Origin of the sequence: Planctomonas sp. JC2975 (genome assembly GCF_012985205.1) — a bacterium.
In the GTDB taxonomy this organism is placed as follows: Bacteria; Actinomycetota; Actinomycetes; order Actinomycetales; family Microbacteriaceae; genus Humibacter.
Genome location: NZ_JABEKS010000001.1, coordinates 746,548 through 761,613 on the forward strand (window position 1 = coordinate 746,548; position 15,066 = coordinate 761,613).

At 68.2% G+C, this 15,066-nt stretch carries 15 protein-coding genes; 4 read left to right on the forward strand and 11 right to left on the reverse strand.

The window, feature by feature from the left end; translation table 11 throughout:
- Positions 1–20: 20 nt before the first annotated feature.
- The 9 genes from HII28_RS03550 to nirD form a co-directional block, all read right to left on the reverse strand.
- The gene (locus tag HII28_RS03550; RefSeq protein ID WP_170024148.1) at positions 21–344 is read right to left on the reverse strand and encodes a DUF2469 domain-containing protein; all 324 of its coding nucleotides are present in this window, start codon (positions 342–344) and stop codon (positions 21–23) included.
- Between the two features lie 5 nt (positions 345–349).
- A complete protein-coding gene (locus HII28_RS03555) occupies positions 350–1,201 on the reverse strand; it encodes a ribonuclease HII (RefSeq protein WP_346769168.1) in 852 nt (283 codons plus the stop codon).
- Positions 1,202–1,211: 10 nt separating this feature from the next.
- Entirely contained in the window at positions 1,212–1,949 is a 738-nt protein-coding gene (gene lepB, locus HII28_RS03560; protein WP_170024149.1) for a signal peptidase I, read from the reverse strand.
- 153 nt (positions 1,950–2,102) lie between these two features.
- Complete coding sequence (rplS, locus tag HII28_RS03565) at positions 2,103–2,450, reverse strand: 50S ribosomal protein L19 (RefSeq protein ID WP_170024150.1); 348 nt, start codon at positions 2,448–2,450, stop codon at positions 2,103–2,105.
- Between the two features lie 236 nt (positions 2,451–2,686).
- Positions 2,687–3,160, reverse strand: a complete 474-nt coding sequence (locus tag HII28_RS03570) for an MFS transporter (protein ID WP_170024151.1) — start codon at positions 3,158–3,160, stop codon at positions 2,687–2,689.
- Between the two features lie 67 nt (positions 3,161–3,227).
- Positions 3,228–3,917: a tRNA (guanosine(37)-N1)-methyltransferase TrmD gene (trmD, locus tag HII28_RS03575; protein ID WP_170024152.1), complete on the reverse strand. Its 690-nt coding sequence runs from the start codon at positions 3,915–3,917 to the stop codon at positions 3,228–3,230.
- A 66-nt stretch (positions 3,918–3,983) separates the two neighbouring features.
- Complete coding sequence (locus HII28_RS03580) at positions 3,984–4,751, reverse strand: CbiX/SirB N-terminal domain-containing protein (protein ID WP_346769169.1); 768 nt, start codon at positions 4,749–4,751, stop codon at positions 3,984–3,986.
- A gap of 241 nt (positions 4,752–4,992) precedes the next feature.
- Positions 4,993–6,645 carry an acyl-CoA dehydrogenase family protein gene (locus tag HII28_RS03585; protein WP_205864552.1) on the reverse strand — a complete coding sequence of 551 codons (1,653 nt, stop codon included), beginning with the start codon at positions 6,643–6,645 and terminating at the stop codon, positions 4,993–4,995.
- A 367-nt stretch (positions 6,646–7,012) separates the two neighbouring features.
- Complete coding sequence (nirD, locus tag HII28_RS03590; protein WP_170024154.1) at positions 7,013–7,414, reverse strand: nitrite reductase small subunit NirD; 402 nt, start codon at positions 7,412–7,414, stop codon at positions 7,013–7,015.
- A gap of 269 nt (positions 7,415–7,683) precedes the next feature.
- On the opposite strand from nirD, the gene nirB reads away from it, so the two are divergent.
- Genes nirB through HII28_RS03605 form a run of 3 tightly spaced genes read left to right on the forward strand, consistent with a single transcriptional unit; the run spans position 7,684 to position 12,379 of the window.
- Positions 7,684–10,458, forward strand: coding sequence for a nitrite reductase large subunit NirB (gene nirB / locus HII28_RS03595; RefSeq protein WP_170024155.1), 2,775 nt, complete (start codon positions 7,684–7,686; stop codon positions 10,456–10,458).
- Positions 10,455–11,231 carry a uroporphyrinogen-III C-methyltransferase gene (gene cobA, locus HII28_RS03600; protein ID WP_170024156.1) on the forward strand — a complete coding sequence of 259 codons (777 nt, stop codon included), beginning with the start codon at positions 10,455–10,457 and terminating at the stop codon, positions 11,229–11,231. Before nirB ends, cobA begins: the two co-directional genes overlap by 4 nt.
- On the forward strand, positions 11,228–12,379 hold the full coding sequence (locus HII28_RS03605; RefSeq protein ID WP_170024157.1) for a uroporphyrinogen-III synthase: 1,152 nt from the start codon (positions 11,228–11,230) through the stop codon (positions 12,377–12,379). The genes cobA and HII28_RS03605 overlap by 4 nt, the downstream gene beginning before the upstream one ends.
- Positions 12,380–12,445: 66 nt before the next feature.
- Here HII28_RS03605 and HII28_RS03610 read toward each other — a convergent pair whose 3' ends face one another.
- A complete protein-coding gene (locus HII28_RS03610; protein WP_170024158.1) occupies positions 12,446–13,468 on the reverse strand; it encodes a DUF4325 domain-containing protein in 1,023 nt (340 codons plus the stop codon).
- 263 nt (positions 13,469–13,731) lie between these two features.
- Here HII28_RS03610 and HII28_RS03615 point away from each other — a divergent pair, with 263 nt between their 5' ends.
- Entirely contained in the window at positions 13,732–13,932 is a 201-nt protein-coding gene (locus HII28_RS03615) for a PspC domain-containing protein (RefSeq protein ID WP_170024159.1), read from the forward strand.
- A 194-nt stretch (positions 13,933–14,126) separates the two neighbouring features.
- Here HII28_RS03615 and HII28_RS03620 read toward each other — a convergent pair whose 3' ends face one another.
- Entirely contained in the window at positions 14,127–14,912 is a 786-nt protein-coding gene (locus tag HII28_RS03620; RefSeq protein WP_346769170.1) for a class I SAM-dependent methyltransferase, read from the reverse strand.
- Positions 14,913–15,066 lie beyond the last annotated feature (154 nt).

Here is a 15,066-nt window from a genome sequence, read left to right on the forward strand (position 1 = left end):
CGTCGCGGACGGCTGCGCCGTCACTCGTCGAGCGCGAGCTCCTTCGGGAGCTCGAACTCCTTGCTGGAGAGCTCCTCGATGTTGACGTCCTTGAACGTCAACACTCGTACCGACTTGACGAAGCGGTCGGCACGGTAGACGTCCCACACCCAGACATCGTGCATGGTGATCTCGAAGTAGAAGTCGTTCGCGGTGTCCCGCCGCACGAACTCGACCTCGTTCGCCAGGTAGAACCGGCGCTCCGTCTCGATCACGTACTTGAACTGCGAGACGATGTCGCGGTATTCGCGGTACAGGGCCAGCTCGACCTCGCGGTCGTAGTCGTCGAATTCGTCCTCGTCCATTTGCGTCAGAGTCTACGCTGTGGCGCCGCGGCGTCAGGCCGCGCGCTCGGGGCCGAGCCATGGATGGCGCCAGCAGGCTCGCCCGATTCGAACTCGACGGTCTCGGCATCCGATGGGCCCATCTCGAGCACGTCGAAGGCCAGTTGCACCGACGTGCGCTCGGGCTTCAACCAGGTGCGGCGGTGCAACTCGTTCGGTCCCAACTGTCGGATCGCCTCGAAGTGCGCCTCGCTCGAATACCCCTTGTTGCTGGCCCAGGAGTAGCCGGGATGAACGGAATCCTGCTCGATCATGATCGCGTCCCTGTGCACCTTCGCGATGACGGATGCCGCCGCAACAGACGCGCAGGACTGGTCGGCCTTGATGCGCGACACGACAGGTACCTGCATCGGGAGGGCCCTGGAGAGGTAGTCGTAGTTGCCGTCCAGGATGATCGTGCTCGCCGTCAGCGCGGCTCCCGCCTCCTGCAACGCGGCGAAGGCTCGGGCACCGGCCATGCCGAGGCACGCCATGATCCCGTACGCGTCGATCTCCTCTGCTGAGGCGAGTCCGACGGCGTGGTGCCGAACCCACTTCATGCAGAGCGGGGCCAGCTCCTCGCGCTTCGGCTCGAGGAGCAGCTTCGAGTCGCGCAGGCCCTTCGGCCAGCGCCCCACCTGGGCGTCGACGACCACCATTCCCACCGCGACTGGCCCGGCGAGGGCGCCGCGGCCGACTTCGTCGCATCCGATGACGCTCATGCTGCCAGCCGAGTAGAGCTCGGCCTCGAAGCGGTAGTTGGGCACGACCGGACGCTTGCGCTTCGCCTGCTTCGTGCCTGCGGCGTTCGGGGTTCTGGTCGTCGTGCTGGCTGCCACGTCTTCGACGTTACTGCTTGTCGTCCTCGGCGCCGCGGAACACGTCGGGATAGTTCGAGAGCCAGGTCCAGTGGCTGATCGGCCAGCTGATCAGGATGGCGCGCCCCACGACATCCTTCTCCGGCACGAAGCCCTTGCCAGGCAGATTCTGGTTGCGGGAGGAGTCCTGGGAATCCCAGCGGTTGTCCCCCATGACCCACAGCTCGCCCTTGGGCACTGTCACATCGAAGTGGACGGATGCTGCATCGGTCTCGCCCGCCGCGAGCTTCACATACGGCTCGTCGAGCGGCGATCCGTTCACGCTCATCTGCCCGAGCGCATTGCAGCACGTGACCTTGTCACCCGGAAGGCCGATGACCCGCTTCACGAGGTGATCGTCGCTGTCCGGCGCCGCCAGTCCCACCAGCGAGAGGACCCACTCGATCGGATTGGTCGTCGACTTCTCGGTCGATGGCGGCAGCCATCCACCCGGGTCGGTGAAGACGACGACGTCACCGTGCTGGATGGGCATCAGGTTCGGCTCCAGCTCGTTCACCATGATCAGATCGTTGATCTGCAGGGTGTTCTCCATCGACCCCGACGGAATGTAGAACGACCGGACGATGAACGTCTTGATCAGGAACGAGACGAGGATGGCGACCAGCAGGATGATCACCAGGTCGCGCACGAAGAGCTTCACGCTGCGCTGACGCGACTGCTTCGCCGAAGTCGCGTGCCCTGACCCTGTCGGCAGAAAGTCGTCTGTCATCTGTCCCTGAGATCCCGCCGTTCGGTGGCCGCCCGTGCGGCGCCGAGGAGTTGCACCTGGCCGGCCGAACCCCGTTAAGCGGCCGAGCTCCCGACCCAGGATAAGGGATCGGGAGCTCGGAACCGGCTGCGAACCGCAGCCACGAAATAGGGTCTACGCGTCGCGCTTTTCCTTGATCTTCGCCTTCTTGCCGCGCAGCTGGCGGAGGTAGTACAGCTTCGCGCGACGAACGTCACCACGGGTCACGACCTCGATGTGGTCGATGACCGGCGAGTGCACGGGGAACGTGCGCTCGACGCCGACCTGGAAGCTCACCTTGCGGACGGTGAACGTCTCGCGAACGCTCTCGCCGCTGCGGGCGATGACGACGCCCTGGAAGACCTGGATGCGGGACCGGTTGCCTTCGGTGATGTTGACGTGCACCTTGACGGTGTCGCCCGGGCGGAACTCCGGGATGTCGGACCGCAGCGAAGCGGCGTCGACGGCATCGAGGATGTGCATGATAATTCGCTCTCTGCGCCCGCCACCGGTCGAGCACGGATCAAGTGGATGAAGTATGGGTGTGCGTGCCGCTCGCATCCGTCACGATCGGACGGAATGCAGTGCGTGACTCCCCGGAGGCAGAGCACGTGCCGCGGCACAGCTTTCTATTCTGCCATGAACGCGGTGGGGGTCCAAACCGGCTGAGTCCGGGCACGACGCATTCAGCATCCGTTCATCGGGTATCGAAGACGCGATCAGTGACCGGTCTCATGCACGATGATGACGCCCAGGTCTTCGGGCGGAGGCCTACGGCTCTGGGGCGTTCCGTATCCGCTCGATGCCTGCGCCATGGCGCCCGACACTCGTTCGCGCCACTCGCGCATCAGCTGCCAGACCGTGAGCCAGAACGTCGCCAGCCCGAGCACGACGGCCGCGATGCCGAAGACGACACCCGTTGCACCGAAGAAGCCGAGGCCGATGACGGCGAGATGGAAAGCGGCGGTGGCCACGACATCCCACCAACCGACGGCGCCGGTGGAGCGGACCGCCGGGCGCAGCCGGGTCAACCCGGCCAGCGTCGCCAGGAAGAGGAAGAGCACGCCTGCGCCGAGGAAGAGCAGGAAGAATCCACCGGGACCTCCGAAGACCCCGAATCCCACCATCAGCCAGAGCGGCAGCACGGGCACGGCGATGAGCTGCCACCTCAGAAGAGCTCTGCGCGCGATCATGCTGTCAGGTTAGGTGCGCCTTCGTGCGGATGGGCTGGGAAACCGTACGAGTTCGCCTACGGCGTGATCAGTCCTCGTCGAGCAGATCAGGGCGCACTCGCCGGGTGCGCTCCAGCTGCTGTTCGCGCCGCCAGCGTGCGATCTCACCGTGGTTGCCGCTGAGCAGGACCGGTGGAACGTCGAGGCCGCGCCAGACCGGAGGCTTCGTGTACGACGGATACTCGAGCAGCCCGTCCTCGTGCGACTCCTCCACCAGGCTCTGCGGATTGCCGACGACCCCGGGGATGAGCCGGGCGATGGCCTCCACCATCGCGATCACGGCGACCTCTCCCCCGTTGAGCACGTAGTCGCCGAGGCTGACCAGCTTGACCCTGGCGCGGGACCACGTGTGCTCGAACACCCGCTGATCGATGCCTTCGTAGCGTCCGCAGCCGAACACGAGGTGGCGTTCCTCGGACAAGTGGCGCGCCATGCGCTGAGTGAACACCTCGCCGGCGGGCGACGGGAAGATCACGACGGGGTCGTCGGCGGCATCGAGAGCGGCATCCAGCGCCTCTCCCCACGGTTCGGGCCTCATGACCATGCCGGCCCCGCCGCCGTACGGCGTGTCGTCGACCGTGCGGTGCCTGTCGTGCGTGAAGTCGCGCAGGTCACGCACGGTCAGGTCGATGATCCCGTTCTGCCTTGCCTTGCCGAGCAGCGAGACGTCGAGGGCATCGAAGATCGCGGGGAAGATCGTCACGATGTCGATGCGCACATCGACGAGTTTAGGCAGCCGGCGATCGCAGGCAGTCGCAACGCCCGTCAGCGCGGGGCATCCCGGTCAGCGCAGTGTCATGCCGCCCGCGGCATCCCGGTACCGGCGCACCACGAGTTCGACCAGCGGAGCCGGTGGTGTCACGCCAGGCACGAGGAGCGTGCGAGCGACCACATCGCCGCCGGATGCTGCGGCGAGATCGGCGAACATCCCCGGCGCGAGCAGATACGGTCCGACGAGCAGACGGGAGGAGGGATGCAGTCGACGCATCGTCTCCACCGCCGACGACAAGTGCGGTACTGCTGCCGTGAGGAATCCCGCTGTCACCTGGCGCTCCAACACGGATGCCAGGCGACGGCCCGTGTCGAGCACGTCGCGAACCGCACGGTGATCGCTCGATCCGGCCGCCGCGAGCACGACGACGTCGTCGTCGCGCAGCCCCGCCTGACGCAGCCGCATCGCCAGAAGGTCCATCACTGCGTCGTCGGGTACGAGGAGCTCCGAGACGCGCACCGAGCGTCCGGTGCTGGCGGCTAGTGCGTGTGCGAGTTCCGAGTGCACGCGGTATCCGGTGGAAAGGAGGAGTGGGACCACGACGGCCGAGCGATCCGGCCGCAGGCTGTTCAGAGCCTCGGACAGATCGGGCTGTTGGACGTCCACGAAAGCTGCAACGGCATCCACCCCGCCAAGGCGCGTCTCGACAGCGGCCTTCAGCTCGCCGACGGCGCGGCGTCCATCTGCATCGTTGCCGGAATGGGCCACGAGCACGAGGGCGGGCTGCAGGCTCGACGGCGCTGCTGAGGCGTCGCCCGGGCTGTCGGTCGTCAACGTCACTCGACTCCCCCGGCGACATCCTCGGCCGCGATGAGCCCTCTCCGTGCCACGAACGTCATCCGCCAGCCCCTCTCCGTGCTCACACGGTAGGCAGCGCGTATTTCGGCGTGCGGCCGAGGGTGTTTCGCGCGCGTGAACACGGCCGCACGCCGTTGACAGTGCCGTGTGGTGCACGGCGCGGGCAGTGCGCTGTGGCGTGATGCGGGCAGTGCGCTGTGGCGTGATGCGGCCGTCTGCATCCTCACGCGCGGGAGAGGATGCTCCCCACGTCGATCCCACCGGGCAGCGTCCCGTAGAGCGCTGCACGGTCCTGCCCGAGGCGGGAGGCGCAGAACGCGTCGGAGACGGCGTCCGGAGCGCCTGTGACGAGCACGGCCGCCTGCAGAGCGACCGCGAGGTCCTCGGCGAGACGGCGGGCGTCGAAGGCGACGTCATCCGGATCCCGTCCTGCTGCCGAGGCCAGCCGCGCGTCGATCGAACGGAGAGACTCAGCGAGCCGGCGGTCGGCCGACGCTGCGGACGCGAGCTCGTCGCGCACGGAGGCGACGGCGTCCGGTTCCCGCGCGAGCACCCGCAGGATGTCGAGAGCGATGACGTTGCCGGAGCCCTCCCACACGGCCATGACCGGTTGCTCACGGTAGCGCCTGGCCAGCGGATAGTCCTCGGTGTAGCCGTTGCCGCCGAGGCACTCGAGCGCCTCGTAGGCGTGGCCAGGGCCTCGCTTGCAGATCCAGTACTTGGCGACGGCCGTTGCGAGCCGGCGGTAGGCGATCTCGGCGTCGGAGGCGTCGTCGTCATGTGCCCGCGCCAGCCGCATGGCCAGTGCCGTCGCGGCCTCGGACTCGAGCGCCAGATCGGCGACGACATTGCGCATCAGCGGCTGATCGATGAGCGTGCGCCCGAATGCCGCACGGTGGCGCACGTGCCAGGCGGCTTCGGCGACCGACTGGCGCATGCCTGCCGCAGTGCCGAGCACGCAGTCGAGCCGCGTGCGGGCCACCATCTCGATGATCGTGCGGATGCCGCGCCCCGGCTCCCCGACGGCGTACCCCAGCGTCCCGTCGAAGTCGACCTCGCTCGACGCGTTGGAGCGGTTGCCGAGCTTGTCTTTGAGGCGTTGGATGCGGAACACATTGCGGCTGCCGTCGTCGAGAACACGCGGCACCAGGAAACAGCCGATGCCCGCGTCGGACCGACCGTCGTCGATTCGAGCGAGCACGAGGAATGCATCGCTCATCGGAGCGGAGCAGAACCACTTGTGGCCGGTGATCAACCAGGCATCGCCGGCAGGAACCGCCCTGGTCGTGTTGGCGCGTACATCGCTGCCGCCCTGCTTCTCCGTCATCGCCATGCCGAAGAGAGCACCTCGCTTACCCGGCACGAGGCGGCCGTCGTAGTCGCGGCTGAGGAGGCGCGGCATCCAGCTGACGGCGATGTCTGGCTGCTGTCGGAGCGCGGGGACGGCTGCGTGGGTCATCGAGATGGGGCAGGCGTGTCCCGGCTCGATCTGCGCGAAGAGCATGAAGGCGGCGGCGCGGGCGACGTTGGCACCCGGCCGAGGATCCGCCCACGCCGAGGTGTGTGCCCCGGAGGCGACGGCCGCGCCGATGATGCGGTGATACGAGTCGTCGTACTCGACCTCGTCGATGCGCACGCCGTGCCGGTCGAAAGCGTGGAGCACGGGCTCATGCACGTTCGCCAGCACCGCATCGCGCTGGAAGGCTGCGGACCCGACGTGGTCGCCGATCGTGGTCAGCTCGTCGAACGCCCAGGCCGCGTCGAAGCGGGCGACGCCCTCCACGAGGGGCGCGTTGGTCGTGAACTCGTTCAGTCCGACGCGATCCGGCGCCTGGTTGGCGACGTCGTGCGTGAGGTGCGGTGCCGGTTTCGCCATCGAAACCCGTCCTTTCGGCCGAAGCGGGAGCACTCCCATCCTCGCCCACCGGGCGGCCTCGGGATGCGCACTCGCGGCGCAACGGGACGCGCTCGGGTGGAGATCCGGAACGCGCACTCTCATGACCGGAGCCGTGCACTGTCGAAGCGGAGGCGCACTGTCGAGCGGAGAAACGCGCACCCTCAGGAGGACGAACGTGCACTCTCGGGAGGGAAAGGTGCACGGTCGCAGGCGGGGGCAGCCTCGGAGGAGTAACGCGCGCTCTCGGGAGGAGAAAGGCGCACCCTCGAGAGGAGGAACGCGCACCCTCGAGAGGAGAAACGCGCACCCTCGGGAGGAGGAACGGGCACCCTGGGGAGGGGGCGGGTCAGGAGGCGGCGGCCTCGATCTCTACGTAGCCGGAGACGACCCGCGTGCGGTACGTCGCGAGCGACGGACCGGACTCGCTGAGACACTCGCCCGTCTCGAGGTCGTAGACCTGCTTGAGCAACGGCGACGCGACGGTCGTGCGGTCGCCCTTGGATCCGACGATCCCGCGGGCGATCACGGGCGCTGCCGTCTTCGGATCGATGTGGTCGACCGCGTACAGCTCGCGGTCCCCCACTCGGAACAGCGCGACCTGGCGCTCCGCCAGCAGAACCGCCTCGCCCCATCCGGGCTCGAGGTCGTCCACTCGGCAGACACGGCTCCAGTTCCGCGATCGAGCAGCGGCGATCAAGCGAGCGGATGCCGTCTCCCTGGAGTCTGCGCGTTCGATCATCAGCGTCATGATGTCCTCGTTTCGTCTGCCTGCCGTAGGTCGGATGCCTCGGAGTCCGACCTGCTGGAACGTCAGCCGTCCTGTGCGTCGTTGCCGAGAGTACGAGCGCCGTGTTACGCGTGATCGCCCTCGTGTTTCGACGCGGTGAAGTCCTCCTCACCGCGGCTGCACGCAGGCGGAGGGGTGGCGTAATGACCGTTCACAGCCACGAAAGAAGGCCGAAACAACCCGTTCTTAGGCTCGCAACGTGCTTCAACGCATCGACCGGGAGGAACGCCATGGCGCCGACGAACCAGCCGAACACGAGTGACGAGCAAGGTGCAGTCGAGCAAGGTGCAGTCAAGCCGGCTGCGGTCGAGCAAGGTGCGGTCGAGCAGCGACGGGTCGTCGTCATCGGAGCGGGTCCCGCCGCACACCGGCTCGCCGATGCCGTCGCCGCCCGCGACGCCACTGCGAGGCTGCGCCTCACCGTGATCGGCGAGGAGGCGCACGCGCCCTATGACCGCGTGTCGCTCAGCCACCGGCTGCATGGTCCTGAGGACCTCACGTTGCAGCCGTCCGCGGTGTGGGAGGACGAGAGCATCCGGCTGCACGCGGGCGTGCGTGCGGTATCCATCGACCGTGACGCCAGGGTCGTGCAGACGGACGATGGTGCAGCGCATCCGTACGACGAGCTCGTGATCGCGACCGGATCGAGTGCGCCGGTTCCCGTAATCCGAGGCAGTGAACACGCCCGGGTTTACCGCACGATCGATGACGTGGATGCGCTCGTCGCGGAGTGCGCGGCGATCCGCGAGCGCACGGGCCGAGCGCCGAGGGTGCTCGTCGCGGGTGGCGGATTGCTCGGGCTGGAGGCGGCCGGAGGGCTCGCATCCCTCTCCTTCGACGGAGTCGGCGTCGAAGCCTCCGTCGTGCACTCCGGGAGCTGGCTCATGTCGGCTCAGCTCGACGAGGGAGCCGGCCAGGCGCTGTCTCGGCTGATCGCCGCCCGCGGCATCCACCAGCACCTCGGCACCCGGCCGCAGGAACTGCTCACGCGCGACGGTCTCGTGCACGCCGTCAAGCTGACGAACGGCGAGAGGGTGGACGCCGACGTCGTCGTCTTCGCGATCGGCGTCGCACCGCGCGACGAGCTCGCCCGTGACGCCGGGCTCGCGCTCGGCGAGCGCGGCGGGATCGTCATCGGCACGGACTGCCGCACGTCAGATCCGAACGTGTACGCGATCGGCGAGGTGGCAAATGTGTTCGGCCGCTGCGTCGGGCTCGTCGCTCCCGCGAACGCGATGGCCGAAACGGTCGCCGACAGGCTGCTCGGCGGCGACGCCGAATTCACGACCATCGACGATGCAACGAGCCTGAAGCTCTCCGGCATCGACGTGGCGAGCTTCGGAGACGCACTCGGGTCGACCGACGGCGCCCTCGAGATCGTCTACGCCGACCCGGCGCGGGGGCTCTACCAGAAGCTGGTGGTCTCCGACGACGCGAAACGGCTCCTCGGCGGCGTCTTCGTGGGCGACGCGGCGCCGTATTCCGCGCTGCGTCCGCTGCTCGGCCGTGAACTGGCGGCGGAGCCTTCGGCATATCTGTCCGCGGGTGGCGAAGTTCCGGACAGCGACCTGCCTGACGACGCGCTCGTGTGTTCGTGCAACAACGTGAGCGCCGGCGCCGTGCGCGCCGCTGTCGCCGAAGGCGGCGACGACGGGTCCGGATGCCACGACCTCGGCTCCCTGAAGGCGTGCACCAGGGCAGGCACGCAGTGCGGCTCCTGCGTGCCGCTCGTGAAGAAGATCCTCGACAAGGAGCTGACAGCGGCGGGCATCGCCGTCTCGCGGGCGTTGTGCGAGCACTTCCCGGTGAGCAGGCAAGAGCTGTTCGACGGGATCCGCGTGCTCGGCATGGTCTCGTTCGACGACATCATCGAACGATTCGGTACGGGACGCGGGTGCGACGTCTGCAAGCCGGCCGTGGCATCGATGCTCGCCAGCCAGCACGGCGGATACATCCTCGACGACGGCCGCGGCACGCTCCAGGACACCAACGACCGAGCGTTGGCGAACATGCAGAAGGACGGCAGCTACTCGGTCGTTCCGCGCATCCCTGGCGGCGAGATCACGCCGCAGAAGCTGGCCGTCATCGCCGCCGTCGCCGAGGAATACGGCTTGTACACGAAGATCACCGGCGGTCAGCGCATCGATCTCTTCGGGGCGCGTCTCGATCAGCTGCCGGACATCTGGCGCCTGCTCGTGGACGCGGGCTTCGAGTCCGGCCACGCATACGGCAAGGCGTTGCGCAACGTGAAGAGCTGCGTCGGATCCACCTGGTGCCGGTTCGGCGTGCAGGATTCGGTGGGCATGGCCATCCGGCTCGAGCTGCGGTACCGCGGGCTGCGGGCGCCGCACAAGCTGAAGATCGGCGTCTCCGGATGCGCGCGGGAGTGCGCGGAGGCCCGCGGCAAGGACGTGGGCGTGATCGCCACTGCCGAGGGCTGGAACCTGTACGTCGGCGGGAACGGAGGTCTGCAGCCGGCGCACGCGCAACTGCTGGCGACCGACCTGGACGACGAGACGCTGATCCGCTATATCGACCGGTACCTCGTGTACTACATCCGCACCGCGGACAGGCTGCAACGCACGGCGCGCTGGATCGAGGACATCGACGGCGGACTCGAGCACGTGCGCAGCGTCGTCGTCCACGACTCGCTCGGCCTGGCCGACGAGCTCGAGGCGACCATGCACCGCCACGTCGACGACTACCAGGACGAATGGGCGGCCACCCTCGCCGACCCCGATCGCCTGCGGCGGTTCCGCTCCTTCGTGAATGCGCCTGACGCGCCGGACACCGGACTCCCCCGCGTCGTCGAGCGCGGCCAGCTGCGTCCCGCTCGGGGCGACGAGACGGAGAATGTCGTCGGGCTAGGGATGCCGGCGATGCGACGGCCCGGCGGCGACCTCGAGTCCGCCGACGCCGAACGCAACGCCACCATGCTTGGCCGGGCCGGAGTGCTGACGGGGTCGGCCGGGGCATCGGGTATCGAGAACGGCGCCGAGGCATGAACGCGATGGGCGAGGTGACGCTCGTCGGCGGCGGCCCCGGCGACCTCGATCTCATGACCGTAGGCGGCATGAAGGCGCTGCGCGCCGCGGATGTCGTGCTGTACGACCGGCTCGCGCCGCACGAACAGCTTGGCGAGCTGGCGCCGGACGCGATACTGATCGACGTCGGCAAGCGTCCTGGGCACCACGCCGTCGAGCAACGCGAGATCGAACGGATGCTCGTGGAGCACGCCCGAACCGGATCCCGCGTCGTGCGCCTCAAGGGCGGCGACAGCTACGTGCTCGGTCGCGGCGGCGAGGAGGTCGCCGCCGCTCGCGCCGCCGGCGTCCCGGTTCGGGTCATCCCGGGCGTGACGAGCGCGACGTCCGTGCCGGCTGCGGCCGGCATCCCCCTGACGCACCGCGGAATGAGTCACCTCTTCACGGTCGTCTCGGGTCACGCGCCTCTCACGGACGACGAGCTGCTGCATCTCGCGGGGCTCGGCGGAACCATCGTCGTGCTGATGGGCGTCGGGACGCTGCCGTCGCTCGTCGCCGGACTGGCGCGTCACGGCATGGCGGCAACGACGCCCGTCGCCGCAGTGGAACGCGGCTTCACGGACGGGCAGCGCACCACCGTCTCCGACCTGCACGGTATCGTGACCGCCGCGGGTGTCGCGGGCGTCACCTCACCCGCCGTGATCGTGATCGGAGAGGTCGTGCGGCTCGCCGCCGACGGGGACGACGCTGCCGCCCGGCAGCTCGCACGAGCGCAGGAGTTCGCAGGACCATGACCGAGGACGGCGTCGAGACGACGGAGACCATTCCGGGCTTCCGTCCCGATCAGCTGCAGGGTTTCCGCATCGGCGTCACGAGCGACCGTCGCAGCGGAGACCTGATCGACGCGTTCGAGCGGCGTGGGGCTCAGGTGATCCATGCGCCCACCATCCGCATGGTGAACGCGGATGCCGACGACCCGGTCATCGCGGACACGCGGGCGATGATCGCGGCGCGGCCCGACATCCTGCTGGCGACGACGGCGTACGGCATCCGCCGCTGGTTCGAGGTGTCTGACGCGGCCGGGCTCGGCGAGGACCTCGTCGCCGCGCTGTCCAGGGCGGAGATTCTGGTGCGCGGCCCGAAGGCGCGTGGCGGCATCCGCGCTGCCGGGCTCGACGACGCCGGCATGAGCGACGAGGAGACGACGGCATCGCTCGTCGACCGCGTGCTCGCGTCCTATCCGCCAGGCCGGACGGTGGCGGTGCAGGTGCACGGCCGCATCGACGAGCCGCAGCTGGAGCGCCTGCGCGCAGCCGGACACCGGGTGCTCACCGTCGCTCCGTACAGCTGGCGCACGACCGACGACTCCGACCTCCGCGTGCAACGGCTGATCGAGGCCGCCTGCTCCGACCAGCTCGACTGCATCACCTTCACGAGCGCGCCGGCTGTGGAGGCGCTCTTCGACGCGGCGGATGCCCTTGGTCGTCGTGACGACCTCCTCGACGCGATGACGGAGCGCGTCGTGCCCGCCGTTGTGGGTCCGGTGACCGCCGCTCCGCTCCTAGCAGCGGGGCTGAGCCCGCTCCAGCCAGACCGGTTCCGGATGGGCGCCCTCATCCGTCTGGTCTGCGAGCACCTCGAGCGCACGGCGTCGGACGGCCTTCGCACACCGCACGGCCGCGTGCAGTTGCGCGGAACGGTCGTGCGGATCGGAGACCGTCGCGTCCCTCTCACGCCGGCGCAGGTCGCCGTCTTCGGGCCGATCTTCCGCGCTCGCGGCGCGGTCGTTTCGCGAGATCAGCTCTCGCGCATCCTCGTCGGCACCGTCGACGACCACGTGCTCGACATGGCGCTCAGCCGGCTGCGCACGGCACTGGGCGCCCCAGGCCTCATCACGACAGTGGTGAAGCGCGGCTACCGCATCGACGTGCTCGAGGCGTGACGCCGTCCGGCATCGAGCGGTCGCGGCGAGGTCTCTCCTCCACGACCTGAGTACCTCGAATCGCGATCAGTCGCCTGCTGGACGACGTGCTCGATCGATCATCAGACGCACGCCGCGACTGGCACCGGCGACCTTCAACTCCACCTCGGGGTGATCGCGCTGCCACACCCTGAAGAGCTCGTCGGCGAATCCCTGGCCGATGAGGTCGAGTCCCTCGAAGTCGAGGGTGACGGTCTCGAACTTCTCGAGCCCGGCGGCGAATCGCTTGGCCTCGCTGCGGCTGATGAAGTCGCCGGAGTACGTGACAAGGCTGATGCGTGGCTCGGTGCGGGTGAATCCGCCCAGACCGTCTTCGTCGACAGGAGCGAACTGCTCGAACACGGAGGTCAGTCCGCGATCGGTGTCCAGGTGAAGCCGCAGCGTCACGACCGTGCCTGCATTGCGGGAGGAGCCTGACGCGAACCTGTCGGTGCCCTCGGCCTGCGACGCAGCGAGCACGTATCCGTTGGCCGACACGGTGGCGTAGTCGACGGCGCGCAGCGTGAAGAAGAGCCCCTCCCCTGCGTGCCGATCCGGCGCCGTCGTGCGCTTGCCTTTCGTCAGCTCCACCAGGGCTGCCCCGGCGTCAGGGAGACCATGGCCTTTCCTGATCGTCTCGAATGCACCCACCCCGTCGTCGGCGATGCGCACGTCGATGATGCGGTCGCTGACGGCGGCACTGACCTCGACCAGGGTTCCGCTCGAGTGGTCGATGGCGTTGTTCACCATCTCGGTGACGGCGTAGGCGAGGATGCCGTGCGCGTTCTGCGGGATGTCCACCCCGACCTCGTCCCGCATCCTCCCCCAGACGAACGATTCGTCGAGACCGGCCAGGTCGAACGCGTCCGACCACCCGGGGCGAGCCGGAGTGGCGTGACGGAATGCCGCCCACTCGTTCAGCAGCACGCGCTCATCGAAACGGCGATGCCCACCCGCGGTGGTGGCGGAGGTGAGCACCCCACGGTCGGCGAGCGTGCGCACGTAGCTGGCGGAGATCCCGAGGAGTTCGGCGGCCTGCCCGATCCCGAGTTGCTTCTGATCGTCGATCACAAATCTATTATAGATTGCGAAGGCAAACCTGCACAGAAGCATCCGAAAGCTACTCTTGGCGCCTCGAAACCTACACAGTGTAGATTTCGGCGCATCGCCCGTGAGCCCAGTCGACGCGCGAATCGGGCCGCCTCGGCGTTCCGCACGCCTGGTCACCTCCTCGGACGCGATCCCGATGCCGCACTAACCCTCGCGGAAACATCCGGGTGCGTTCGGGGGTTTCCCCGATGGTGTCGCCGACCGGTCGGAGCGACGCTGGGTGCATGAACACTCTCGAACGTCCACTCGAAGGCCGTGTCATCGCCGGCGTCTGCGCCGCACTGGCTCGTCGCTTCGGCATCCGGCCTTTCACGGTGCGCCTGATCTTCCTGCTGTCCTGCCTCTTGCCCGGCCCGCAGTTCATCGCGTACCTGGCGATGTGGATCATCATCCCGGCCGAGCAGCGCCGTCCCGTCGTCGTCTAGGACGACGACCGCATCCGGATGACGGCGTCATTCCGCCCGGATCGACGCCCGACACCGGCCCCGACGGTCCGCCCCCACGCGGACCGTGGGGTGTGCGCTTCAGCCGTCGGCGCCGGACACTGCGCCCGTCTGCGACGTGACGCGGGCCAGACGTCCATGCGTACTCTGCTGTCTCGCACCCGAAGCATCGGCCGTCAGCGGGCCGGCAGCGGTCGAAGCTTGAAGATGAGGATGCCGAGGTACTTGTTCAGGACGGCCTGCTTGTGCGGATACCGGCGCCGGGCATCCTCGGAGAGCTGAGGCTCGATCGCCTGCTCGATCCAGAGCCCTGCCGCACTGAACAGATTGATCAGATCGGACACTGTGTAGGCCTGCTTCGTGAGTGCGATCCGGTCGTTCCAGTTGTCGTGGAAGTAGGTGTACGACGCGGTCGAGTAGTACTCCTCGCCGAGACTGGTCCCGTTCTTCTCGGCCCGCTCGACGGCGTAGCGGATCGGATGAGTCCTGGTGAGCAGGATGAAGCCGTCGTCGGCCAGCATCGCTCGCGCCGCCTGAAGCGTGCTGACAGGGTCTTTCGCGTACCCGATCGATTGCAGGAACGTGATCCGGTCGAACTTCCGGCCGGTCAGCGCGGGCACGGCATCCAGTTCGGAGAGATCCCCTTGGATGAGTTCCATGCCTGGCGGGGTGACGCTCACGAAGTTTCCGCTGATATCGACGCCGACGCAGTCCCTGGCGCCTGCCTCCACCAGTTCGGCCAGCTTCGCACCGTTGCCGCAGCCGAGATCGAGCACCGACCGCCCCGCGACGTCCCCGAGGAGGTCTCGCTGGGCGGGCCATTCGACCAGTCGATCCAGTGAGTCCTCCCTGGCACGGGCCAGCTCGTAGTCCTCGGCGAGCGCCAGCCACGGCAGGCTCGCATCTCCGGTGGACTGCCCTGCGGAACGCGTCGTCTCAGAAGGCTCGTCGGTGTGCGCCACACCGCAGAACATAGCCGATCGCTCGGCACCCGTCGCGCGCCCGAACACTCACCTCACCGTGAGCGGATGTGCTCGTGGGGACAACGTTCCACCGCGGTTACGGGCAGCGCGGTCCTCCGAAACAGCGCATTCGTACCGTCGGAACATCCCATTC

Bases quoted from the DNA above. Each gene is read 5' to 3' on its own strand.
- lepB (WP_170024149.1), bottom strand. From the start codon at position 1,949: ATGACAGACGACTTTCTGCCGACAGGGTCAGGGCACGCGACTTCGGCG.
- HII28_RS03605 (WP_170024157.1), top strand. From the start codon at position 11,228: ATGACCGAGGACGGCGTCGAGACGACGGAGACCATTCCGGGCTTCCGT.
- rplS (WP_170024150.1), bottom strand. From the start codon at position 2,450: ATGCACATCCTCGATGCCGTCGACGCCGCTTCGCTGCGGTCCGACATC.
- HII28_RS03585 (WP_205864552.1), bottom strand. From the start codon at position 6,645: ATGGCGAAACCGGCACCGCACCTCACGCACGACGTCGCCAACCAGGCG.
- HII28_RS03550 (WP_170024148.1), bottom strand. From the start codon at position 344: ATGGACGAGGACGAATTCGACGACTACGACCGCGAGGTCGAGCTGGCC.
- cobA (WP_170024156.1), top strand. From the start codon at position 10,455: ATGAACGCGATGGGCGAGGTGACGCTCGTCGGCGGCGGCCCCGGCGAC.
- HII28_RS03570 (WP_170024151.1), bottom strand. From the start codon at position 3,160: ATGATCGCGCGCAGAGCTCTTCTGAGGTGGCAGCTCATCGCCGTGCCC.
- nirD (WP_170024154.1), bottom strand. From the start codon at position 7,414: ATGACGCTGATGATCGAACGCGCAGACTCCAGGGAGACGGCATCCGCT.
- nirB (WP_170024155.1), top strand. From the start codon at position 7,684: ATGGCGCCGACGAACCAGCCGAACACGAGTGACGAGCAAGGTGCAGTC.
- HII28_RS03615 (WP_170024159.1), top strand. From the start codon at position 13,732: ATGAACACTCTCGAACGTCCACTCGAAGGCCGTGTCATCGCCGGCGTC.